The organism is Catenovulum adriaticum (genome assembly GCF_026725475.1).
Taxonomy (GTDB): Bacteria; Pseudomonadota; Gammaproteobacteria; order Enterobacterales; family Alteromonadaceae; genus Catenovulum; species Catenovulum adriaticum.
In genome coordinates this window covers 613,437-633,436 of record NZ_CP109965.1, presented here as the reverse complement: position 1 = coordinate 633,436, position 20,000 = coordinate 613,437, and the positions used below count along the sequence as shown (strand labels likewise).

Sequence of the window (20,000 nt, the reverse complement as noted above, 5' to 3'; positions counted from 1 at the left end):
CTATCCTTCTACCAATAACTATGTAGAATTGGTTAGTCTTTTTCAGCGATACTAGCCGGAGGCCAGTTTTCAAGACGCATACCTAAAGACAAGCCACGAGAGGCCAAAACGTCTTTAATTTCAGTAAGCGACTTTTTACCAAGGTTAGGTGTTTTTAACAACTCAACCTCAGTGCGCTGAACAAGATCACCAATGTATTGGATCTGCTCTGCTTTTAGGCAGTTGGCAGAACGTACAGTTAATTCAAGATCGTCAACTGGTCTTAACAGAATTGGATCGAATTCAGGTTTTTCTTCTTTACGCTCTGGTTCAGAAACGTCGCGCAATTCAACGAATGCGTCTAACTGTTCTGCCAGAATCGTAGCAGCTCGGCGGATTGCTTCTTCCGGATCAATCGTGCCATTCGTTTCCATATCGATGACCAATTTGTCTAGGTCAGTGCGCTGTTCAACACGTGCTGATTCAACCGCATAAGCGATACGCTCAACCGGGCTGAAAGACGCGTCGACCAACAAACGTCCAATTGGACGATCATCTTCTTCAGAGGAACGACGAGCTGAAGCTGGAACATAACCGCGTCCTTTCTCTACCTTAATACGCATATTAACTTCTGCGTCGCCGGTAAGATTGCAAATGACGTGGTCGGGATTCTTAACTTCAACATCACCATCATGGGTGATATCTGCTGCAGTAACAGGGCCCGCACCTTTTTTACTTAAGGTTAAAGTTGCTTCGTTCTTATTTTCAATATGAACAGCAAGACTTTTCAAATTAAGTAAAATCTCAATTACATCCTCTCGCACCCCTTCTTTGGTACTATATTCATGCAGTACACCGTCGATTTCCACTTCGGTTACTGCTGCACCGGGCATAGAAGACAATAATATACGTCTTAACGCATTTCCTAAAGTGTGACCAAAACCGCGTTCCATCGGCTCTAAAGTCACTTTTGCACGAAAAGGACCAAGACTTTCAATATCGACTAATCTTGGTTTAAGGAACTCAGTAACAGAACCCTGCATCGTTTCCTCTCTATTTTATATAACTTTACTTAGAGTAAAGCTCAACAATTAGCTGTTCGTTAATATCAGCAGATAAGTCTGTACGCTCAGGCAAACGCTTGAACACACCTTCTTTTTTCTCTGCATCTACTTCGACCCAAGTTGGCTTCTCACGTTGGCCAGCAAGCTCAAGAGCTGACTGAATACGCGCTTGCTTCTTAGCTTTCTCGCGAACTCCGACTACATCTTCTGGTTTCACAGAGAATGATGCGATGTTAACAACTTGATCATTAACAGTGATTGCTTTGTGACTAACCAATTGACGAGCTTCTGCACGAGTTGAAGCATAACCCATACGGTATACTACGTTGTCTAAACGCTTTTCAAGTAATTGTAACAAGTTTTCACCTGTATTACCTTGTAAACGTGCAGCTTCTTTATAGTAGTTTCGGAATTGCTTTTCTAATACACCGTAAATACGACGTACTTTTTGCTTTTCACGTAACTGTAAACCATAGTCAGACAAACGACCACGACGAGCGCCGTGTTGACCTGGTGCTGTATCAATTTTACATTTTGAATCAATTGCACGAACGCCGCTTTTCAAGAACAAATCTGTTCCTTCGCGACGACTGAGCTTGAGTTTTGGCCCTATATATCTTGCCATCTTCTTTCTCCGCTATCTGAGGAACAAATTAAACGCGACGTTTTTTCGGTGGACGACAGCCATTATGTGGAATTGGCGTGACGTCTGTAATATTTGTAATTTTGAATCCAGTTGCATTTAATGCACGGATCGCAGATTCGCGACCAGGACCTGGACCATTTACAAATACTTCCAAATTCTTTAAACCGTACTCTTGAGCAGCAGTACCTGCACGCTCTGCTGCAACCTGAGCTGCAAACGGAGTAGATTTACGAGAACCACGGAAACCTGAACCGCCAGCTGTTGCCCATGAAAGAGCATTACCTTGGCGATCTGTAATTGTTACGATCGTATTGTTGAAAGAAGCATGGATATGAGCCATACCATCTGCAACTTGTCGTTTTGCGCGCTTACGCGAGCTACGAGCTGGTGCTTTAGCCATTATTCACTCTCCTGCTTACTTCTTGATTGGCTTACGAGGACCTTTACGCGTACGTGCGTTAGTCTTCGTTCTTTGACCGCGAACAGGCAAGCTACGACGGTGGCGTAAACCACGGTTACAGCCAAGATCCATCAAGCGCTTGATATTCATTGAAACTTCACGACGTAAGTCACCTTCAACAGTAAACTTACCAACCTCTTCACGAAGCAAGTCAAGCTGAGCTTCATCAAGATCTTTGATCTTGGTAACTTCAGCGATCCCAGCAGCAGCACAAATTGCTTTTGCTGTGGTTTTGCCTACACCGTAAATTGACGTTAAGCCAATTACTGTGTGCTTGTGTAGAGGAATGTTAATGCCAGCTATACGGGCCATTGTATGCACTCCAAATTATTAGTCTCGACCGAAAAGCCCGTAAGGATACTCAAGCCGAGACTAGATTTCAAATAAAAAGACGATTTTCGTCTAAAATATATTAACCTTGGCGCTGTTTATGCTTTGGATCTGTTGAACAGATCACGCGCACAACACCATTTCGCTTAATAATTTTGCAATTACGGCAAATGGTCTTAACAGATGCACGAACTTTCATTTTCCGACTCCGTTAACCGTTACAGCCTACCGGCCATAACCCTTTAAATTAGCCTTCTTCAGAACAGATTCATACTGACTTGACATCAGATGAGTTTGCACTTGCGCCATAAAATCCATAATAACAACTACGATAATCAATAATGAAGTACCGCCAAAGTAGAATTGTACATTCCAAGCTGCCATCATAAATTCAGGTACTAAACAAACTAAAGTTATATATAAAGCGCCTGCTAGTGTTAAGCGGGTCATGACTTTATCGATATAACGCGAAGTTTGCTCACCCGGACGAATACCCGGAATGAATGCACCCGACTTTTTCAAGTTGTCTGCTGTTTCACGTGGATTAAACACTAATGCTGTATAGAAGAAGCAAAAGAATACAATCACTATTGCGTACAATATCATGTACAAAGGTTGTCCTGGTGATAGCACTATGGCTATTTGAGCGATTGCTTCAGCAAACGCACTGTCACTTTGGCCAAACCAAGTCGCTATTGTACCCGGAAACAACATAAGACTAGAAGCAAAAATTGGTGGAATTACACCAGCCATGTTTACTTTTAGTGGCAAATGCGTGCTCTGCGCTGCGTAAACTTTTCGACCTTGTTGACGTTTTGCGTAGTTTACAACGATACGTCGCTGACCACGCTCAACAAATACAACAAAGTAAGTTACCGCACAGACAATAATACCAATAATCAATAACAAGATTAGAGGTAGTTCACCTTGACGCGCTTGTTCAGCAGTCTGACCAATCGCAGTCGGTAAACCAGCAACGATACCAGCAAAGATGATCATAGAGATACCATTACCAATACCGCGCTCAGTTATCTGCTCCCCTAGCCACATTAGGAACATAGTCCCTGTAACTAGACTCACTACAGCGGTGAAGTAGAAAGTAAATCCAGGATTAATCACTAAGCCTGGCACCATATTGGGCAGGCTGTTGGCTATAGTTGTAGACTGGGCAATTGCTAACAATAATGTACCATAGCGTGTGTATTGGCTAATTTTCTTACGCCCGCTTTCACCTTCCTTTTTCAATTCTTGAAAAGTAGGATGAATATGCGTCATTAACTGCATAATAATAGAGGCAGTAATGTAAGGCATAATACCTAACGCCAACACGGAAGCACGCTCTAATGCGCCACCTGAAAACATGTTAAACATTGCTAACACGGTGTCTTTTTGTTGCTCAAACAGTTGCGCAAGTACCGCAGGGTCAATCCCTGGGATAGGAACATAAGAACCGGCACGGAAGATCACAATTGCTCCTAATAAGAACAATAATCTTCGTTTAAGTTCTGATAAACCGCCTTGCGTGCTGTTAAATTCCAGTCCTGGTTTAGCCATGGATCAATTATTCCTCGATTTTACCACCAGCAGCTTCAATAGCCTCACGAGCACCTTTAGTCACACCTAAACCTTTAACAGTTAAAGCACGAGATACATCGCCTGATTTTACAATTTTCACTGCTTGAATATGCTTTTTAACCAAGCCAGCTGCTTTTAGCGTAGCCAGTTCAACGATATCACCTTCAACTTTAGCAATTTCATTCAAGGTAACTTGATCTGACACTAAAGATTTACGTGAAGTGAAACCGAACTTAGGTAAACGGCGTTGAAGTGGCATTTGACCACCCTCAAAACCTGGTTTTACTGAACCACCTGAACGTGATTTTTGACCTTTGTGACCACGGCCACCTGTTTTACCTAAGCCAGAACCAATACCACGACCAACGCGCTTTGCACTTGGTTTTGAACCTGGAGCAGGACTCAGTGTATTTAAATACATAATTACCCCTCCACTTTAATCATATAGATTACTTTGTTAATCATACCACGAACAGCTGGAGTATCTTCCAACTCAACAGTATGATTAATTCTGCGTAAACCTAAACCGCGTAACGTTGCTTTGTGTTTAGGTAAACGTCCGATAGAACTTTTGACTTGAGTCACTTTTACAGTTTTACCAGTCATAATTGTTTACCCCAAAATTTCGTCGACGCTCAAACCACGCTTAGCTGCCACTGTTGATGGCGATTTCATATTTGCTAATGCTTTGATTGTTGCGCGAACAACGTTAATAGGATTGGTTGAGCCGTAGCATTTTGAAAGTACGTTATGTACACCTGCTACTTCTAAAACCGCACGCATTGCACCACCAGCGATGATACCAGTACCTTCAGATGCAGGTTGCATATAAACCTGTGAACCTGAATGACGGCCTTTTATCGGGTGTTGCAAAGTATTACCTTGTAAGTCGACATTTACCATGCTGCGACGAGCTTGTTCCATAGCTTTTTGAATAGCTGCAGGAACTTCACGTGCTTTACCGTAACCAAAGCCAACGCGACCTGCACCATCACCTACCACAGTCAATGCTGTGAAGCTGAAGATACGGCCACCTTTAACAACTTTAGATACACGGTTAACCGCGATGAGTTTTTCTGCCAACTCTGGGTTGTTTTTAACTTCTGCGTTATTAGCCATTATCTACCCCTAGAATTGAAGTCCAGCTTCACGAGCAGCGTCAGCTAAAGCTTGAACACGACCGTGGTATTGGAAACCACTACGATCGAACGCTACTGTGTTAATACCTTTCTCTAAAGCTGCTTCTGCAATTGCTTTACCAACTACTTTAGCTGCTTCAACGTTACCAGTATATTTGATGCTTTCGCGAATGGTCTTCTCTACAGTTGATGCAGAAGCCAGAACCTCACACCCATTTGCTGCAACTACTTGTGCATAAATATGGCGTGGCGTACGGTGAACGACCAGTCTGTTTGCACCCAACTCTTTAATTTTCGCACGTGCGCGGGTAGCGCGACGAAGACGAGATGCTTTTTTATCCATCGTATTACCTTACTTTTTCTTAGCTTCTTTACGAAGTACAGTTTCATCAGCGTAACGAACACCTTTACCTTTATAAGGCTCTGGTGGACGGAAAGCGCGGATTTTCGCTGCAACTTGACCAACCAACTGCTTGTCAGCACCTTTAACCAAAACTTCTGTCTGGCTAGGGGTTTCAATCTGAATACCTGCTGGTACTTCGAAGTCAACCGGATGAGAAAAACCTAAAGTTAAGTTTAATGTATTACCTTTTGCAGCTGCACGATAACCAACACCGATTAGTTGCAATTTGCGTTCAAAACCTTGGGTTACACCAACAACTAAGTTGTTAATGATTGCACGTGCAGTACCGCTTTGCGCTTGCGCGTCATCGAAACCGTCACGAGGTAATGTACGTAATACATTGTCTTCGTTTACCACTTCAACAGCAGCGTTAATGCTAACAGCTAATTCACCTTTAGCACCTTTCACTGTGATGTCCTGACCTGCAATATTTATTTCAACGCCTGCAGGAATAGCGATAGGAGATTTACCTACTCGAGACATTTTATTTCTCCTTACGCTACGTAACCGATGACTTCGCCACCCATGCCCGCTTTACGCGCTGCACGATCTGACATGATACCTTTAGAAGTAGATACAATCGCTACCCCTAAACCGCCCATCACTTTTGGTAACTCGTTAGCCTTCTTATAAATACGAAGACCTGGACGACTTACACGTGAGATAGACTCGATAACTTTCTCACCATCAAAATATTTTAATGTGACTTCAAGTTCTTTTTTAACATCACCAGCCACAGCATAATTTTCGATATAACCTTCAGCTTTTAAAACTTCAGCAATTGATGCTTTCAGTTTTGATGAAGGCATGGTCACAGCTACTTTGTTTGCCGCTTGACCATTACGAATGCGGGTGAACATATCCGCTATTGGATCTTGCATGCTCATAATTCGTTACTCCAGTCTGTAGCCGCTTACCAGCTTGCTTTTCTTAGTCCAGGGATTTCACCACGCATGCAAGCTTCACGTACTTTGATTCGGCTTAAGCCAAATTTACGTAAATAACCATGCGGACGACCAGTCACGTTACAACGGTTACGTTGACGTGAGCGACTTGAATCACGTGGAAGTGATTGCAATTGCAATACTGCTGCCCAACGCTCTTCTTCAGATACATTTACATCGCTAATTACTTTTTTCAAAGCAATACGCTTATCTGAATATTTCGCTACTAATTTTGCACGCTTAGTTTCACGCGCTTTCATTGATTGTTTAGCCATAACTCTACACCTATTTCTTAAACGGGAAGTTAAAGGCAGCCAGCAACGCACGACCTTCCTCGTCAGAAGCTGAAGTCGTAGTGATGGTAATATCCATACCACGTACTTTATCAACCTTATCGTAATCGATTTCTGGGAAGATAATTTGCTCGCGTACACCCATGCTGTAATTACCACGGCCGTCCAATTTTGAACTTAAGCCACGGAAGTCACGGATACGTGGGATAGCAATGGAAATCAGACGCTCTAAGAATTCCCACATACGCTCGCCACGTAGAGTTACTTTACAACCAATTGGATAGCCCTCACGGACTTTGAAGCCTGCTACAGATTTACGAGCATTACAAACAACTGGTTTTTGACCTGAGATAGCTGTCATATCAGCAACTGCGAACTCAAGTGCTTTCTTGTCTGCAAGAGCCTCACCCACACCCATATTAAGTGTGATCTTTTCGATCCGAGGGACTTGCATGATACTTTTGTAACCGAACTGTTTGGTCAATTCAGCAACAACTGTATCTTTATAAAAATCATGCAGTTTCGCCATCGTTTATACTCCAAACAAAATTAGATTAATTCGTTATTAGACTTAAAGAAACGAACTTTCTTTCCGTCTTCAATACGAAAACCTACACGATCCGCTTTACCCGTTTCCGAGTTGTAGATCGCTACGTTAGATACATGAAGAGGCATTTCTTTGTCTTGTAAACCGCCTTGCTCACCCGTTTGAGGGTTTGGCTTGACCGCTTTCTTAACAACGTTAATACCTTCAACAACTACTTTTTCACTTGCAGATAAAACTTGAGTAACTTTACCGATCTTACCCTTGTCTTTACCTACAATTACTATTACTTCATCATTACTACGAATCTTAGCTGCCATGTTTAGCTCCTTATAATACTTCTGGTGCCAATGACACGATCTTCATGAACTTTTCAGTTCGTAATTCACGTGTTACAGGGCCAAAGATACGAGTACCGATTGGCGCATGCTGTGCGTTTAATAAAACAGCTGCATTACCATCAAAACGGATCAAAGAGCCATCTTGACGACGAACGCCTTTTCTGGTGCGAACGACCACCGCATTGTAAACGTCACCTTTTTTAACCTTACCGCGAGGATTAGCTTCCTTAACAGTAATTTTAATGATGTCGCCTATACCTGCATAGCGGCGGTGCGAACCACCGAGAACCTTGATACATTGAACGCTACGAGCTCCGCTGTTATCAGCAACGCCTAGCATTGTTTGCATTTGGATCATTTCGTGCTCCGCTTAATAAAAAAAACCCAACATCTTGGGGCTGGCTGCCCTAAGGGCGCGGCATTATACCACATCTTTTTTATTTTCATAGATAAAAAAATGATCGGATTCAAATGAACCCGATCATTTTTAAAAATAACAGCTAAAACAATAACTTAAGCTTTTTCTACGATCTCAACCAAAGTCCAAGATTTTTTCTTAGATAAAGGTCTACATTCGCGAATACTTACGATATCGCCTAAACTGCAAGAATTGCTCTCATCATGAGCATGGATCTTAGTTGTACGACGGATAAACTTTCCGTAAATTGGATGTTTTACGAATCGTTCAATTGCAACAACAATTGATTTATCCATCTTGTCACTAATTACACGCCCTTGAAGTGTACGAATAGTTGCTTCGCTCATTACGCACCTGCCTTGCTATTTAACACAGTTTTTACACGTGCAATATTGCGACGAACTTGCTTCAGTAAGTGAGTTTGTGAAAGTTGACCTGTTGATTTTTGCATACGTAAGTTAAATTGCTCACGTAACAACTCTAAAAGTTCAGCTTTCAATTCTTCAACTGATTTGTCTTTTAATTCGTTCGCGTTCATTACATCACCGTCCGAGTTACAAAGGTTGTTTTAAATGGTAACTTAGCAGCTGCTAAAGCAAAAGCTTCACGAGCAAGCGCTTCTGGAACACCTTCCATTTCATATAAAACGCGACCCGGTTGAATTTGGCAAACCCAATATTCAACACTACCTTTACCTTTACCCATACGTACTTCAAGCGGCTTTTTAGTAATTGGTTTATCTGGGAACACACGGATCCAGATTTTACCTTGACGCTTAACATGACGAGTCATAGCACGACGAGCTGCTTCAATTTGACGCGCAGTCATACGACCACGCTCTGTAGCTTTCAAGCCATAGGTACCGAAGCTTACTTTGTTACCGGTAGTAGCATTACCACGGTTACGCAATTTGAACTGTTTGCGAAACTTGGTTCTTTTTGGCTGTAACATTATCGGTCTCCTTGCGGCTTACGACTTTTACCCTTAGGTTTGCGGTCGTTTTTCTTTGGTTCTTCAACTTGGTTAGTCAATGGCAAACCACCTAGTACTTCGCCTTTGAAAATCCAAACTTTGATACCAATAATACCGTAAGTAGTTAAAGCTTCTGCTGTAGCATAGTCGATGTCCGCACGTAAAGTGTGTAATGGAACACGACCTTCGCGATACCACTCTGAACGAGCGATTTCAGCGCCGCCTAAACGACCACTTACTTCAACTTTAATACCTTTTGCGCCTAAACGCATTGCATTTTGTACCGCTCGTTTCATTGCACGACGGAACATAACACGACGCTCTAATTGACTTGCAATACCTTCACCAACCAACTGGGCGTCAAGTTCTGGTTTACGAACTTCACTGATGTTGATTTGTGCTGGTACGCCAGCTAATTTAGCAACTTTTAGGCGTAATTTTTCAACGTCTTCACCTTTTTTACCGATAACAATACCCGGACGAGCCGTATGGATTGTTACACGAATACTTTTTGCAGGGCGTTCAATTACGATACGTGAAACAGAAGCTTTTTTAAGCTCAGCTGTTAAGTATTTACGTACTTGAAGATCACTGCTTAAGGTAGAAGCGAATTCATTAGAACCTGCATACCAGGTAGCGCTCCATGGTTTCGTGATACCAAGGCGAATACCGGTAGGATGTACTTTCTGACCCATTACTTATTCTCCTCGCTATCTGAAACAACCACACTAATGTGGCTGGTGCGCTTGATGATACGGTCTGCACGGCCTTTCGCACGAGGGCGAATTCGTTTCATTACCGGACCTTCATCCACAAAGATCTTAGCAACAGATAATTCATCGATATCTGCGCCTTCATTGTGCTCCGCATTAGCGATAGCTGACATTAAAACTTTCTTGATTAAATCTGCACCTTTTTTAGGGCTGAACGTCAAGATGTCTAACGCCTGACTCACTGGCAAACCACGCACTTGGTCAGCGACCAAGCGACCTTTCTGTGGAGAAAGGCGGGCAAATTTATGTTTAGCTAAAACTTCCATCATTTACCCCTTACTTTTTCTTCGCCTTTTTATCAGCGACATGGCCGCGATAAGTACGAGTTGGCGCAAATTCACCTAATTTGTGACCGATCATTTCATCAGTTACAAACACAGGAACGTGTTGACGGCCATTATGGACAGCGATGGTCAAACCAATCATATCAGGTATGATCATTGAGCGACGTGACCAAGTTTTAATAGGTTTCTTGGCCCCACTTTCCACCGCTGTTTCAACCTTCTTCAACAAGTGTAGGTCAATAAAAGGACCTTTCTTGAGAGAACGTGGCATGGTGTTTCCTCACAAAATTATTTAGAACGACGACGTACGATATATTTATCAGTACTCTTATTTTTACGCGTTTTGTAACCTTTAGTTGGTGTACCCCAAGGAGATACAGGATGACGACCGCCCGAAGTACGACCTTCACCACCACCATGTGGGTGATCAACAGGGTTCATTGCAACACCACGAACTGTAGGTCGCACACCGCGCCAGCGTGAAGCACCAGCTTTACCAAGCTGACGAAGCATATGCTCAGCATTACCAACTTCACCAATAGTAGCTCGGCAATCAGATAATACTTTACGCATTTCACCAGAGCGCAAACGTAAAGTTACATACGTACCATCACGTGCAACAATTTGTGCATACGCACCAGCAGAACGTGCAATTTGAGCACCTTTACCTGGCTTCAATTCAACCGCGTGAACCGTTGAACCTACTGGGATGTTACGCATTGGTAAAGCATTACCTGCTTTGATTGAAGCATCAACACCAGAAGCAATTGCGTCACCAGCACTTACACCTTTCGGTGCAAGAATATAACGACGTTCACCGTCTGCGTATAAAACCAATGCAATGTTTGCACTTCGGTTTGGATCGTATTCTAAACGTTCTACTTTAGCTGGAATGCCATCTTTATTACGTTTAAAATCGATAACACGATAGTGCTGCTTGTGACCACCACCAACATGACGTACGGTAATACGACCATTGTTGTTACGGCCACCAGACTTAGAGTTCTTTTCAAGCAAAGGAGCGTATGGTGCACCTTTGTGCAACTCAGGGTTAACCACTTTAACTACGTGGCGGCGACCCGGAGATGTAGGCTTACACTTAACTATAGCCATGATTCATATCCTCCTGTTACTCAGCGCCGCCAATGAAATCTAATTCACTGCCTTCGGCTAACGTGACATAAGCTTTTTTCCAATCGCTACGGCGACCGAAACGAGCACCAAAACGTTTAGTTTTACCTTTCACGTTTAATGTTCGTACGCTATCAACTTTCACGTCTTCGAAAAGTAGTTCAACAGCTGCTTTGATTTCAGCTTTAGTCGCATCATTCAATACCTTAAATACAATTGTATTTTGGTTTTCAGCTGTCACTGTTGCTTTTTCAGAGATGTGTGGACCTAAAATAACTTTTAGACAACGTTCTTGACTGATCATGCTAACGTCTCCTCAAGCTTCTTAACCGCACCAGCAGTTATTAATACTTTTTCAAAACCGATCAAGCTAACTGGATCGATACCTTGAATGTCACGAACGTCCACTTTAACTAAGTTACGAGCCGCTAAGAATAAATTCTCTTCAATCTCTTCAGTTACGATTAAAACATCTTTCAATTCTAATTCGTTTAACTTAGCCGCAAGTGCTTTAGTTTTAGGTGTTTCAACAGAGAACTGTTCAACTACCACTAAACGATCTTGACGGATCAATTCAGATAAAATGCTACGGATTGCACCGCGGTACATTTTACGGTTTACCTTTTGGCTGTGATCTTGTGGGCGAGCTGCGAAAGTCACACCACCTGAACGCCAAATTGGGCTTTTTACAGTACCAGCACGAGCACGACCTGTACCTTTTTGGCGGAATGGTTTCTTAGTAGAACCAGTCACCTCAGCACGAGTTTTTTGCTTACGTGTACCTTGACGCGAAGCTGCTGCGTAAGCAACAACTACTTGGTGAACGAGTGATTCGTTAAACTCAAGTCCAAAGGTCGCTTCAGAAACTGTAAGCGCGCCAGATGCGTCTTTTAATGCTAATTCCATCATCTGTCTCCTTTGACTATGCTTTAACAGCCGGTTTAACAACAACGTCACTATTAGTCGCGCCTGGGATGGCACCTTTAACTAATACTAAGTTACGTTCAGCGTCGATGCGTACCACTTCAAGGTTTTGAGTCGTTACACGCTCAGCACCCATATGACCACTCATTTTCTTACCTTTGAAAACTTTACCAGGTGATTGGTTTTGACCAATTGAACCCGGTGCTCGGTGAGAAATTGAGTTACCGTGTGTTTCGCCTTGACGGCTAAAGTTCCAGCGTTTAATTGTACCCGCGAAACCTTTACCTTTTGACGTACCAGTAACATCTACTTTGTTAACATCAGTTAAGACGTCAACTTTGATTTCAGCACCAACTTCAATGCCCTCGCCTTCGTTATCACCTAAGCGAAATTCCCATAAACCACGACCAGCTTCTACATTTGCTTTAGCAAAGTGACCTGCTGAAGGTTTGTTTACGCGATTTGCTTTTTTAGTACCGGTGGTAACCTGAAGTGCACGGTAACCGTCAGTTTCGACAGTTTTAACCTGAGTGACACGGTTGGCTTCAACTTCGATAACCGTAACTGGTACAGAAGCGCCATCTTCAGTGAAGATGCGAGTCATACCAACTTTACGTCCGACTAAACCAATAGCCATGTTAATAACCTCTTACTTTCAAATTGCTGGTTAGCCAAGGCTGATTTGAACATCAACGCCTGCAGCCAAGTCTAATCTCATCAATGCATCAACTGTTTTTTCAGTTGGCTCAACAATATCTAGCATACGCTTATGAGTACGAAGTTCGTACTGATCACGTGCATCTTTGTTAACATGAGGTGAGACTAAAACAGTGAATTTCTCTTTGCGAGTAGGCAAAGGAATCGGACCACGCACTTGTGCGCCGGTACGCTTAGCTGTTTCAACAATTTCCATCGTTGATTGGTCAATCAGACGATGATCGAATGCTTTCAATCGAATGCGAATTCTTTGATTTGGCATTGACCAAGCTCCAGTAAATAAAGAACGAAATAAATTAAACCCGCCCTACCGTACCTCTTAAGGTAAGTGGGTGAGTTCGATGTAGTGTTGACTCTCAATTGGAGTCGTTGTAATCACATTATTATGGCGATACTAAAAAAATGTATCATTAAGCTAATATAATAACGTGCCGCTTAATGTCTTAAAAATTCTAACTCTATAAGCAGTGGTCGCGTATTATACAAACAAATAAAGCGAATGCAACTATTGATTCCCGATCAGGCAAAATTAATACGGGATCTTTAATAAAGAAATAATTGTTTTTAAACTGGGATTCCCGTTTGCCACACTTTACCTACTGCTTACCTACTGCTTACCTACTGCTAAAAGTATCAAATACTATTATGTTTTCTATGCTTTTATGCTTTCGTTTTTACCAATTTAATCTTTATAGCTTTTATCTAAAAGGTGTACGTGAACATGCGTCTATTTGATTATTAAATTATTTACCTTTCATTTATTACTAGTATTAGCTATTAGCGCTTCTTACTATTTTACCATTGGTGAACACAGCGCGACTTACACATAAAACTGTGCAATAACGGCTTAAATTTAAGCACTTAAGATTAGGTTGCTATATAGCTATATAACATAACGACCGGTACTAAAGCACTACTAATTATGTACTTAATACCGTGTTTTTTTGTCAACGTATCTGCAGAGATAGAACATGGATTTCATCTTAATATCGTTCGGTAACAAAGCGAAAACTTACTCTATTTTGTTAATGATTAAATAACCTACTCCCCAAAATGTAGCGTACAGGCTCATAGAAGCTAAAAATTAATCATTTATTTTAATCTTATGTTGAATTATTGCTAATTTTGATACGCACAATAAATCACTATAAAACATAGGTTTTAGGATACTCAGAGCGATGGTAGAATAGCCGATATAAAGCCACTTCGCGTAACTTTGAAAAAAAATCGAATCAAAATACGCAATTTTGTGGTATAAAGTGCGCCCTTTTTTTCAAACGGGTTCGTAACTCAAGTTAATTTGGAGAATAAATGCCAACTTCTATGCCTGACGTAGCCAACCAATCCTCAGCACAAACTGAAGGTGTTTTAGATTGGGTTGGAATGAGTGAAATTGAAGTGCCTTTGATGATTGAAGCCAAGGGAGAGGCTATGCGCCCGGTTAGCGCAAAAGTCGAAGCCTTTGTAAATTTAATCCAAGCTAAAGCCAAAGGTATTCATATGTCTAGGCTATATTTGCTTTTAGATCAGCTTTCAACAGATGGTAGCTTGACCAAAACATCTTTAACTAAGCTATTAGCTGATTTTATAGAAAGCCATGAAGAGCTTAGCGATAAAGCATTTATCAAATTTAGCTTTGATTACCATATGCGTCGTAAATCACTTATCAGCGGTAAACAAGGCTGGAAAGCCTATCCAATTACCATTACAGGTTGTGTTCGTGATAATCAAACGCATATTGAAATGAAAATTGATGTCCCTTATTCATCAACTTGCCCTTGCTCTGCGGCTCTGGCCAGACAACTGATTCAAAAGGCATTTGAAGAAAAGTTTGACAACAATGGTCTGGTAGACAGTAAACAAGTTCATCAGTGGTTAGGTACAACAGAAGGTATCGTTGCTACGCCTCACAGCCAACGCAGCACTGCTGAAGTGAAAGTTAAATTGGGCGCTACCATTGAAGAATTTCCAATTACTGATTTAGTTAATCTTGTTGAAGGTGCATTACAGACACCTGTACAAGCTGCGGTTAAACGCGCTGACGAACAAGAATTTGCACGCTTGAACGGGCAAAACTTAATGTTTTGCGAAGATGCAGGACGCCGTTTAAAGCACGCCTTAAACTCAATTGAAGCTTACACAGATTTCTGGGTTCGAGTGAATCATTTTGAATCACTTCACGCTCATGATGCTGTTAGTGTTTCAACTAAAGGTATCGAGAACGGATACCTTCCTTATTAAATATTTATACACTAGTATAGAATAAATATTCACTAAGATTATTTATTCATATCACTATAAAGAAAAGATAAGGATAAAATGGAAAAATCAAGTTAACAGCAAGAAAGCTAATATTAGCAACACATTTGCCGAAGTTAGGCATTAATAGGCAGTTCTTCCTAGTTTTATTTATTAAATTATTGGCAAGAACGGCACAAGTCTGAGATTGACCTTTTTATAATAAATAGTTATTGTATTAGGTTCTGTCGAAAATATTACTGAATGAAAATTACATGGTTGAGCCTAAGCTATCGAGTTATATCTATATAACTCGATTTAGCCAGCGGAAAAGCCGTGGGCCTCGGAGGTTTTGATGAAACTATATGACGCTAGCCAAACAAAAGATAACTGTGGTTTTGGCCTAATTGCGCATATGGATGGCGAGGCGAGCCATAAATTGGTTCGTACCGCGATTAGCGCGTTAGATCGAATGAAACATCGCGGTGGTATTGCTGCTGATGGTAAAACAGGTGATGGTTGTGGCTTGCTTATGCAAAAGCCAGATACTTTCTTTAGAGCAATCGCTGAAGAAAATAACTGGAAGCTTGCGGCTAACTATGGCGTAGGTACCATTTTCCTAAATCAAGATGAAGCAAAAGCTGCATCTGCTCGCTGTATTATAGAAGAGGAACTTGAAAAAGAAACTCTTAGTGTAGTGGGCTGGCGTGAAATGCCAACCAACCCTGAGATTTTGGGTGAAATTGCAGCATCGCAATTACCTAGATTTGAACAAATTTTTGTTAATGCACCAAGCGGCTGGAAAGATGTCGATTTAGAGCGACGCTTATATGTTGCTCGTCGTCGAATTGAGCAGCGTGTAACTGATGATTCAGATTTTTACATTGCCACTTTATCTGGTTTAGTCACCGTATTTAAAGGCTTGGTAATGCCGGCTGATTTGCCTTCTTTTTATGAAGATCTTGCTGACCTTCGTATGCAATCAGCTATTTGTGTATTCCACCAAAGATTCTCAACTAACACATCTCCACGTTGGAAATTAGCACAGCCTTTCCGTTTCTTAGCACATAATGGTGAAATTAATACCATTAAGGCTAACCGTCAATGGGCCGCTGCACGTACCAGTAAATTCTCATCTCCAATTTTACCGGATATGAAAACCGCAGCACCTTATGTAAACACAGAAGGTTCTGATTCATCGTCACTTGATAATATGCTTGAGCTATTATTAGCTGGCGGTATGGACTTATTCCGTGCGATGCGTTTATTAGTGCCACCTGCCTGGCAAAACAACCCAGATATGTCAGCCGAGCTTAAATCATTTTATGAGTTTAACTCTATGCATATGGAACCTTGGGATGGTCCAGCAGGTATCGTATTAACTAATGGTCGACATGTAGCTTGTAACTTAGACCGTAACGGTTTACGCCCTGCTCGTTATGTTATTACCTCAAACCGATTCATTACATTAGCGTCTGAAGTTGGTATTTGGGAATACTCACCAGACGAAGTTGTCGAAAAAGGTCGTGTTGGTCCAGGCGAAATGTTAGCGGTTGATACCCAAAGCGGTCAGCTATGGCGAACTAATGAAATCGATCAAGACTTAAAAGATCGCCATCCGTACCGTGCTTGGTTAGATGAACACATCCAACATTTAACACCATACGAAGCTTGTGAAACCAGTAAAGCCGGTCATCGAAATTATGATGATGCGCAATTAGCGGTTTACCACAAACTATTTAATTACAGCTACGAAGAAATTGACCAAGTTGTTAAAGTATTGTCTATAAACGGACAAGAAGCAGTTGGCTCTATGGGTGACGATACCCCTATGGCGGTTCTTTCTCGTAAGCAACGTACATTGTACGATTATTTCCGTCAGATGTTTGCACAGGTTACCAACCCGCCAATTGACCCGTTACGTGAAAACCATGTAATGAGTTTGCAAACCTGTATTGGTCGTGAGCAAAACGTATTTAGTGAAACAACAGGTCACGCGCATCGTGTCTTGTTCGAATCACCTGTATTAACCAATACAGATATGACTCAATTAAAAGCATTAGATGATAAATACTATGCATCTGAAACTTTTAGCTTAAATTATGACCCGAAAGCTGAAAATTTATCGCAAGCTATCGAGCGTGTGGTCAATGAAGCAATTACAGCAGTTAAAGAGCGCAATGCAGTTATCTTGATTTTATCAGATAAAGATATAGAAAAAGGTAAGTTGCCAATTCCAGCTCCAATGGCAGTGGGTGCTTTACAACAAGCGTCATTAGATACCAATATCCGTTGTGACAGTAATATCGTTGTTGAAACTGCATCTGCACGTGATTCTCACCACTTTGCAGTCTTAATTGGTTTAGGTGCTACTGCGGTATATCCGTATTTAGCTTACGAAACAGTTGAGCAATTAGTTGAGAATAAATCTCTAGAGATTGAACCACAAAAAGCGATTAGTAACTATCGTAAAGGTATTGGTAAAGGCTTATTTAAGATTATGTCTAAAATGGGTATCTCAACTATTGCCAGTTACCGTTGTTCACAATTGTTTGAAGCAATTGGTATCAACAGTGAAGTAATGGAACAATGTTTCCGTGGTGTCACTAGTCGTATTCAAGGTTCTAATTTCAGCGATTTTGAACAAGACATTATCAACCTTGATCGCATTGCATGGTTACCACGCAAAAAAATGACTCACGGTGGTTTGTTAAAATTTGTTCATGATGAAGAATATCATTCATACAACCCTGATGTAGTCACCACTTTACAAAAAGCGGTTCAGTCTGGCGAATATACCGACTACCAAGTTTTTTCAAACTTAGTTAATACACGGCCTATTGCAACAATCCGTGACTTGTTAGCGATTAAAGCAGGTCAGGCGATTGATATTAACGATGTTGAACCAGCGGATAATTTATTCCCGCGTTTTGATACTGCGGCCATGTCAATTGGTGCACTTAGCCCAGAAGCTCACGAAGCATTAGCCATAGCGATGAACCGTTTAGGCGGTAATTCGAATTCAGGCGAAGGTGGTGAAGATCCAAAACGATTTGGTACTTTGAAAAATTCAAAAATCAAACAAGTTGCTTCGGGTCGCTTTGGTGTAACACCACATTATTTGGTTAATGCAAGCATTATCCAAATTAAAGTAGCCCAAGGTGCTAAGCCGGGTGAAGGTGGTCAGTTACCAGGTGATAAAGTAAATCCATACATTGCGACATTACGTTTCTCTGTACCGGGTGTAACCTTAATTTCGCCTCCACCGCACCATGATATTTATTCAATTGAAGATTTAGCGCAGTTAATTTTTGACTTAAAACAAGTTAACCCGTCAGCTTTAATTTCAGTTAAACTCGTATCAGAACCTGGTGTGGGTACGATTGCAACGGGTGTTGCCAAAGCTTATGCTGATTTAATTACTGTTTCAGGTTATGACGGTGGTACGGCTGCCAGTCCATTAACTTCAGTAAAATATGCTGGTTCTCCTTGGGAGCTTGGCGTAGCTGAGACACAACAAGCTTTAGTTGAAAACAACTTACGTCATAAAGTTCGTTTACAGACAGATGGTGGATTGAAAACTGGTTTAGATGTTGTAAAAGCTGCATTATTAGGTGCCGAAAGCTTTGGTTTTGGTACAGGCCCTATGGTTGTGTTAGGTTGTAAATATTTACGTATTTGCCACTTAAATAACTGTGCGACTGGTGTTGCAACTCAAGACGAGAAGTTACGTGAAAATAATTTCCACGGCTTACCAGAAATGGCTGAAAACTATTTCAAATTTGTTGCTCAAGAAGTCCGTGAAATTATGGCATCGCTTGGTATTAAACGTTTTGATGATTTAATTGGCCGCACCGATCTATTAGAAGTTTTAGAAGGTGAAACCGTTAAACAACAGCGTTTAGACCTATCTCCATTATTAGTAGATAACGTGCCATCTGCAGCAACAGCTCGCCGCTGTACTGAAGCTAAAAACCCACCATTTGATGAAGGTGTGTTAAACAAACAAATATTAGCAGATTGCCAATCGGCAGTGGCCAACAAATCAGGCGGCCTATTCCGCTACTCGGTTAAAAATACAGACCGTTCGGTAGGTGCGTTGTTAAGTGGTGAAATTGCAAAACTTCATGGCAACAATGGCATGAATCTGTCTCCTATTACCATTAATTTAACAGGCGCTATTGGTCAAAGTTTTGGTGTATGGAATGCTGGCGGTTTAAACTTAATTTTAACCGGCGATGCAAATGACTATGTTGGTAAAGGTATGGCTGGCGGTAAGCTAGTTGTTCGTCCACATAAAGGTGTCAGCTTTAAATCTCACGAAAGTGCGATTATTGGTAACACTTGTTTATATGGCGCCACTGGCGGTAAATTATTTGCAGCTGGCCGAGCAGGTGAACGTTTTGGCGTTCGTAATTCTGGTGCAACGGCTATTGTTGAAGGTACCGGCGATAACGCATGTGAATATATGACAGGCGGTATCATGGTAATCTTAGGTTCTGTTGGGGTAAACTTTGGCGCAGGTATGACTGGCGGCTTTGCTTACGTTTTAGACGAAAACGACGACCTAACAGGCAAACTAAACAAAGAACTTGTGGAAGCTGCTGACTTTGCAGATAAAACAATTCTAGTTGAACACTTACGTGGGTTAATTAACCATCATTTTGAAGAAACAGGTAGCCACAGAGCGCATGAAATGCTTGCAAACTTTAATGCATACTTGCCTAAATTCAAATTGGTTAAACCAAAAGCAAATGACGTAAATAACTTACTTGGTCACATCAGTCGTTCTTCTGATGAGCTAAGAGTTGAGATCAAGTAAGGA

At 41.5% G+C, this 20,000-nt stretch carries 29 protein-coding genes; 2 read left to right on the top strand and 27 right to left on the bottom strand.

The window, feature by feature from the left end; all coding sequences use genetic code 11:
- Positions 1-32 precede the first annotated feature (32 nt).
- The 27 genes from OLW01_RS02805 to rpsJ form a co-directional block, all read right to left on the bottom strand.
- Positions 33-1,022 (bottom strand): DNA-directed RNA polymerase subunit alpha, encoded by a 990-nt coding sequence (locus tag OLW01_RS02805; RefSeq protein ID WP_268075108.1) that lies wholly within the window; start codon positions 1,020-1,022, stop codon positions 33-35.
- A 25-nt stretch (positions 1,023-1,047) separates the two neighbouring features.
- Positions 1,048-1,668, bottom strand: a complete 621-nt coding sequence (gene rpsD, locus OLW01_RS02800) for a 30S ribosomal protein S4 (protein WP_268075107.1) — start codon at positions 1,666-1,668, stop codon at positions 1,048-1,050.
- A gap of 28 nt (positions 1,669-1,696) precedes the next feature.
- A complete protein-coding gene (gene rpsK / locus OLW01_RS02795) occupies positions 1,697-2,089 on the bottom strand; it encodes a 30S ribosomal protein S11 (protein WP_268075106.1) in 393 nt (130 codons plus the stop codon).
- Between the two features lie 15 nt (positions 2,090-2,104).
- On the bottom strand, positions 2,105-2,461 hold the full coding sequence (gene rpsM / locus OLW01_RS02790; RefSeq protein WP_268075105.1) for a 30S ribosomal protein S13: 357 nt from the start codon (positions 2,459-2,461) through the stop codon (positions 2,105-2,107).
- A 100-nt stretch (positions 2,462-2,561) separates the two neighbouring features.
- Positions 2,562-2,678 carry a 50S ribosomal protein L36 gene (gene rpmJ, locus OLW01_RS02785; RefSeq protein ID WP_262794359.1) on the bottom strand — a complete coding sequence of 39 codons (117 nt, stop codon included), beginning with the start codon at positions 2,676-2,678 and terminating at the stop codon, positions 2,562-2,564.
- A gap of 26 nt (positions 2,679-2,704) precedes the next feature.
- Entirely contained in the window at positions 2,705-4,033 is a 1,329-nt protein-coding gene (gene secY / locus OLW01_RS02780; protein ID WP_268075104.1) for a preprotein translocase subunit SecY, read from the bottom strand.
- A 7-nt stretch (positions 4,034-4,040) separates the two neighbouring features.
- Positions 4,041-4,475 carry a 50S ribosomal protein L15 gene (rplO, locus tag OLW01_RS02775; protein ID WP_268075103.1) on the bottom strand — a complete coding sequence of 145 codons (435 nt, stop codon included), beginning with the start codon at positions 4,473-4,475 and terminating at the stop codon, positions 4,041-4,043.
- A gap of 2 nt (positions 4,476-4,477) precedes the next feature.
- Entirely contained in the window at positions 4,478-4,660 is a 183-nt protein-coding gene (gene rpmD, locus OLW01_RS02770) for a 50S ribosomal protein L30 (protein WP_268075102.1), read from the bottom strand.
- Positions 4,661-4,666: 6 nt separating this feature from the next.
- Positions 4,667-5,173 (bottom strand): 30S ribosomal protein S5, encoded by a 507-nt coding sequence (gene rpsE / locus OLW01_RS02765; protein ID WP_268075101.1) that lies wholly within the window; start codon positions 5,171-5,173, stop codon positions 4,667-4,669.
- Between the two features lie 9 nt (positions 5,174-5,182).
- Positions 5,183-5,536: a 50S ribosomal protein L18 gene (gene rplR, locus OLW01_RS02760; RefSeq protein WP_268075100.1), complete on the bottom strand. Its 354-nt coding sequence runs from the start codon at positions 5,534-5,536 to the stop codon at positions 5,183-5,185.
- A 9-nt stretch (positions 5,537-5,545) separates the two neighbouring features.
- Complete coding sequence (gene rplF / locus OLW01_RS02755; protein WP_268075099.1) at positions 5,546-6,079, bottom strand: 50S ribosomal protein L6; 534 nt, start codon at positions 6,077-6,079, stop codon at positions 5,546-5,548.
- 11 nt (positions 6,080-6,090) lie between these two features.
- On the bottom strand, positions 6,091-6,483 hold the full coding sequence (gene rpsH / locus OLW01_RS02750) for a 30S ribosomal protein S8 (protein ID WP_268075098.1): 393 nt from the start codon (positions 6,481-6,483) through the stop codon (positions 6,091-6,093).
- A 26-nt stretch (positions 6,484-6,509) separates the two neighbouring features.
- Entirely contained in the window at positions 6,510-6,815 is a 306-nt protein-coding gene (gene rpsN / locus OLW01_RS02745) for a 30S ribosomal protein S14 (RefSeq protein ID WP_268075097.1), read from the bottom strand.
- A 10-nt stretch (positions 6,816-6,825) separates the two neighbouring features.
- Positions 6,826-7,362 (bottom strand): 50S ribosomal protein L5, encoded by a 537-nt coding sequence (rplE, locus tag OLW01_RS02740; RefSeq protein WP_268075096.1) that lies wholly within the window; start codon positions 7,360-7,362, stop codon positions 6,826-6,828.
- A 20-nt stretch (positions 7,363-7,382) separates the two neighbouring features.
- Positions 7,383-7,697 (bottom strand): 50S ribosomal protein L24, encoded by a 315-nt coding sequence (rplX, locus tag OLW01_RS02735; RefSeq protein WP_268075095.1) that lies wholly within the window; start codon positions 7,695-7,697, stop codon positions 7,383-7,385.
- Between the two features lie 10 nt (positions 7,698-7,707).
- Positions 7,708-8,076: a 50S ribosomal protein L14 gene (gene rplN, locus OLW01_RS02730; RefSeq protein ID WP_268075094.1), complete on the bottom strand. Its 369-nt coding sequence runs from the start codon at positions 8,074-8,076 to the stop codon at positions 7,708-7,710.
- 155 nt (positions 8,077-8,231) lie between these two features.
- A complete protein-coding gene (gene rpsQ, locus OLW01_RS02725; protein ID WP_268075093.1) occupies positions 8,232-8,483 on the bottom strand; it encodes a 30S ribosomal protein S17 in 252 nt (83 codons plus the stop codon).
- Positions 8,483-8,674 (bottom strand): 50S ribosomal protein L29, encoded by a 192-nt coding sequence (gene rpmC, locus OLW01_RS02720; protein WP_262794378.1) that lies wholly within the window; start codon positions 8,672-8,674, stop codon positions 8,483-8,485. Before rpmC ends, rpsQ begins: the two co-directional genes overlap by 1 nt.
- Complete coding sequence (gene rplP / locus OLW01_RS02715; RefSeq protein WP_262794379.1) at positions 8,674-9,087, bottom strand: 50S ribosomal protein L16; 414 nt, start codon at positions 9,085-9,087, stop codon at positions 8,674-8,676. The genes rpmC and rplP overlap by 1 nt, the downstream gene beginning before the upstream one ends.
- Positions 9,087-9,803 (bottom strand): 30S ribosomal protein S3, encoded by a 717-nt coding sequence (gene rpsC / locus OLW01_RS02710; protein WP_268075092.1) that lies wholly within the window; start codon positions 9,801-9,803, stop codon positions 9,087-9,089. Before rpsC ends, rplP begins: the two co-directional genes overlap by 1 nt.
- Positions 9,803-10,147, bottom strand: coding sequence for a 50S ribosomal protein L22 (gene rplV, locus OLW01_RS02705; protein ID WP_268076141.1), 345 nt, complete (start codon positions 10,145-10,147; stop codon positions 9,803-9,805). The genes rpsC and rplV overlap by 1 nt, the downstream gene beginning before the upstream one ends.
- Positions 10,148-10,157: 10 nt before the next feature.
- Positions 10,158-10,436: a 30S ribosomal protein S19 gene (gene rpsS, locus OLW01_RS02700; RefSeq protein ID WP_268075091.1), complete on the bottom strand. Its 279-nt coding sequence runs from the start codon at positions 10,434-10,436 to the stop codon at positions 10,158-10,160.
- Between the two features lie 17 nt (positions 10,437-10,453).
- A complete protein-coding gene (rplB, locus tag OLW01_RS02695; RefSeq protein WP_268075090.1) occupies positions 10,454-11,278 on the bottom strand; it encodes a 50S ribosomal protein L2 in 825 nt (274 codons plus the stop codon).
- A 16-nt stretch (positions 11,279-11,294) separates the two neighbouring features.
- Positions 11,295-11,600: a 50S ribosomal protein L23 gene (rplW, locus tag OLW01_RS02690; protein WP_268075089.1), complete on the bottom strand. Its 306-nt coding sequence runs from the start codon at positions 11,598-11,600 to the stop codon at positions 11,295-11,297.
- Positions 11,597-12,202, bottom strand: a complete 606-nt coding sequence (rplD, locus tag OLW01_RS02685) for a 50S ribosomal protein L4 (protein WP_268076140.1) — start codon at positions 12,200-12,202, stop codon at positions 11,597-11,599. Before rplD ends, rplW begins: the two co-directional genes overlap by 4 nt.
- A gap of 16 nt (positions 12,203-12,218) precedes the next feature.
- Positions 12,219-12,857 carry a 50S ribosomal protein L3 gene (rplC, locus tag OLW01_RS02680; protein WP_268075088.1) on the bottom strand — a complete coding sequence of 213 codons (639 nt, stop codon included), beginning with the start codon at positions 12,855-12,857 and terminating at the stop codon, positions 12,219-12,221.
- Between the two features lie 30 nt (positions 12,858-12,887).
- Entirely contained in the window at positions 12,888-13,199 is a 312-nt protein-coding gene (gene rpsJ, locus OLW01_RS02675; RefSeq protein ID WP_268075087.1) for a 30S ribosomal protein S10, read from the bottom strand.
- A 1,049-nt stretch (positions 13,200-14,248) separates the two neighbouring features.
- Between rpsJ and folE2 the strand changes: the two genes are divergently transcribed.
- Positions 14,249-15,178 (top strand): GTP cyclohydrolase FolE2, encoded by a 930-nt coding sequence (gene folE2 / locus OLW01_RS02670; RefSeq protein ID WP_268075086.1) that lies wholly within the window; start codon positions 14,249-14,251, stop codon positions 15,176-15,178.
- Positions 15,179-15,530: 352 nt separating this feature from the next.
- Positions 15,531-19,997, top strand: a complete 4,467-nt coding sequence (gene gltB / locus OLW01_RS02665) for a glutamate synthase large subunit (protein ID WP_268075085.1) — start codon at positions 15,531-15,533, stop codon at positions 19,995-19,997.
- Positions 19,998-20,000: the final 3 nt, after the last annotated feature.

What these genes read in the sequence shown, in the direction of transcription:
- OLW01_RS02805 (WP_268075108.1), bottom strand. Translation starts at nt 1,022, where the DNA reads ATGCAGGGTTCTGTTACTGAGTTCCTTAAACCAAGATTAGTCGATATT.
- rpsD (WP_268075107.1), bottom strand. Translation starts at nt 1,668, where the DNA reads ATGGCAAGATATATAGGGCCAAAACTCAAGCTCAGTCGTCGCGAAGGA.
- rpsK (WP_268075106.1), bottom strand. Translation starts at nt 2,089, where the DNA reads ATGGCTAAAGCACCAGCTCGTAGCTCGCGTAAGCGCGCAAAACGACAA.
- rpsM (WP_268075105.1), bottom strand. Translation starts at nt 2,461, where the DNA reads ATGGCCCGTATAGCTGGCATTAACATTCCTCTACACAAGCACACAGTA.
- rpmJ (WP_262794359.1), bottom strand. Translation starts at nt 2,678, where the DNA reads ATGAAAGTTCGTGCATCTGTTAAGACCATTTGCCGTAATTGCAAAATT.
- secY (WP_268075104.1), bottom strand. Translation starts at nt 4,033, where the DNA reads ATGGCTAAACCAGGACTGGAATTTAACAGCACGCAAGGCGGTTTATCA.
- rplO (WP_268075103.1), bottom strand. Translation starts at nt 4,475, where the DNA reads ATGTATTTAAATACACTGAGTCCTGCTCCAGGTTCAAAACCAAGTGCA.
- rpmD (WP_268075102.1), bottom strand. Translation starts at nt 4,660, where the DNA reads ATGACTGGTAAAACTGTAAAAGTGACTCAAGTCAAAAGTTCTATCGGA.
- rpsE (WP_268075101.1), bottom strand. Translation starts at nt 5,173, where the DNA reads ATGGCTAATAACGCAGAAGTTAAAAACAACCCAGAGTTGGCAGAAAAA.
- rplR (WP_268075100.1), bottom strand. Translation starts at nt 5,536, where the DNA reads ATGGATAAAAAAGCATCTCGTCTTCGTCGCGCTACCCGCGCACGTGCG.
- rplF (WP_268075099.1), bottom strand. Translation starts at nt 6,079, where the DNA reads ATGTCTCGAGTAGGTAAATCTCCTATCGCTATTCCTGCAGGCGTTGAA.
- rpsH (WP_268075098.1), bottom strand. Translation starts at nt 6,483, where the DNA reads ATGAGCATGCAAGATCCAATAGCGGATATGTTCACCCGCATTCGTAAT.
- rpsN (WP_268075097.1), bottom strand. Translation starts at nt 6,815, where the DNA reads ATGGCTAAACAATCAATGAAAGCGCGTGAAACTAAGCGTGCAAAATTA.
- rplE (WP_268075096.1), bottom strand. Translation starts at nt 7,362, where the DNA reads ATGGCGAAACTGCATGATTTTTATAAAGATACAGTTGTTGCTGAATTG.
- rplX (WP_268075095.1), bottom strand. Translation starts at nt 7,697, where the DNA reads ATGGCAGCTAAGATTCGTAGTAATGATGAAGTAATAGTAATTGTAGGT.
- rplN (WP_268075094.1), bottom strand. Translation starts at nt 8,076, where the DNA reads ATGATCCAAATGCAAACAATGCTAGGCGTTGCTGATAACAGCGGAGCT.
- rpsQ (WP_268075093.1), bottom strand. Translation starts at nt 8,483, where the DNA reads ATGAGCGAAGCAACTATTCGTACACTTCAAGGGCGTGTAATTAGTGAC.
- rpmC (WP_262794378.1), bottom strand. Translation starts at nt 8,674, where the DNA reads ATGAACGCGAACGAATTAAAAGACAAATCAGTTGAAGAATTGAAAGCT.
- rplP (WP_262794379.1), bottom strand. Translation starts at nt 9,087, where the DNA reads ATGTTACAGCCAAAAAGAACCAAGTTTCGCAAACAGTTCAAATTGCGT.
- rpsC (WP_268075092.1), bottom strand. Translation starts at nt 9,803, where the DNA reads ATGGGTCAGAAAGTACATCCTACCGGTATTCGCCTTGGTATCACGAAA.
- rplV (WP_268076141.1), bottom strand. Translation starts at nt 10,147, where the DNA reads ATGGAAGTTTTAGCTAAACATAAATTTGCCCGCCTTTCTCCACAGAAA.
- rpsS (WP_268075091.1), bottom strand. Translation starts at nt 10,436, where the DNA reads ATGCCACGTTCTCTCAAGAAAGGTCCTTTTATTGACCTACACTTGTTG.
- rplB (WP_268075090.1), bottom strand. Translation starts at nt 11,278, where the DNA reads ATGGCTATAGTTAAGTGTAAGCCTACATCTCCGGGTCGCCGCCACGTA.
- rplW (WP_268075089.1), bottom strand. Translation starts at nt 11,600, where the DNA reads ATGATCAGTCAAGAACGTTGTCTAAAAGTTATTTTAGGTCCACACATC.
- rplD (WP_268076140.1), bottom strand. Translation starts at nt 12,202, where the DNA reads ATGGAATTAGCATTAAAAGACGCATCTGGCGCGCTTACAGTTTCTGAA.
- rplC (WP_268075088.1), bottom strand. Translation starts at nt 12,857, where the DNA reads ATGGCTATTGGTTTAGTCGGACGTAAAGTTGGTATGACTCGCATCTTC.
- rpsJ (WP_268075087.1), bottom strand. Translation starts at nt 13,199, where the DNA reads ATGCCAAATCAAAGAATTCGCATTCGATTGAAAGCATTCGATCATCGT.
- folE2 (WP_268075086.1), top strand. Translation starts at nt 14,249, where the DNA reads ATGCCAACTTCTATGCCTGACGTAGCCAACCAATCCTCAGCACAAACT.
- gltB (WP_268075085.1), top strand. Translation starts at nt 15,531, where the DNA reads ATGAAACTATATGACGCTAGCCAAACAAAAGATAACTGTGGTTTTGGC.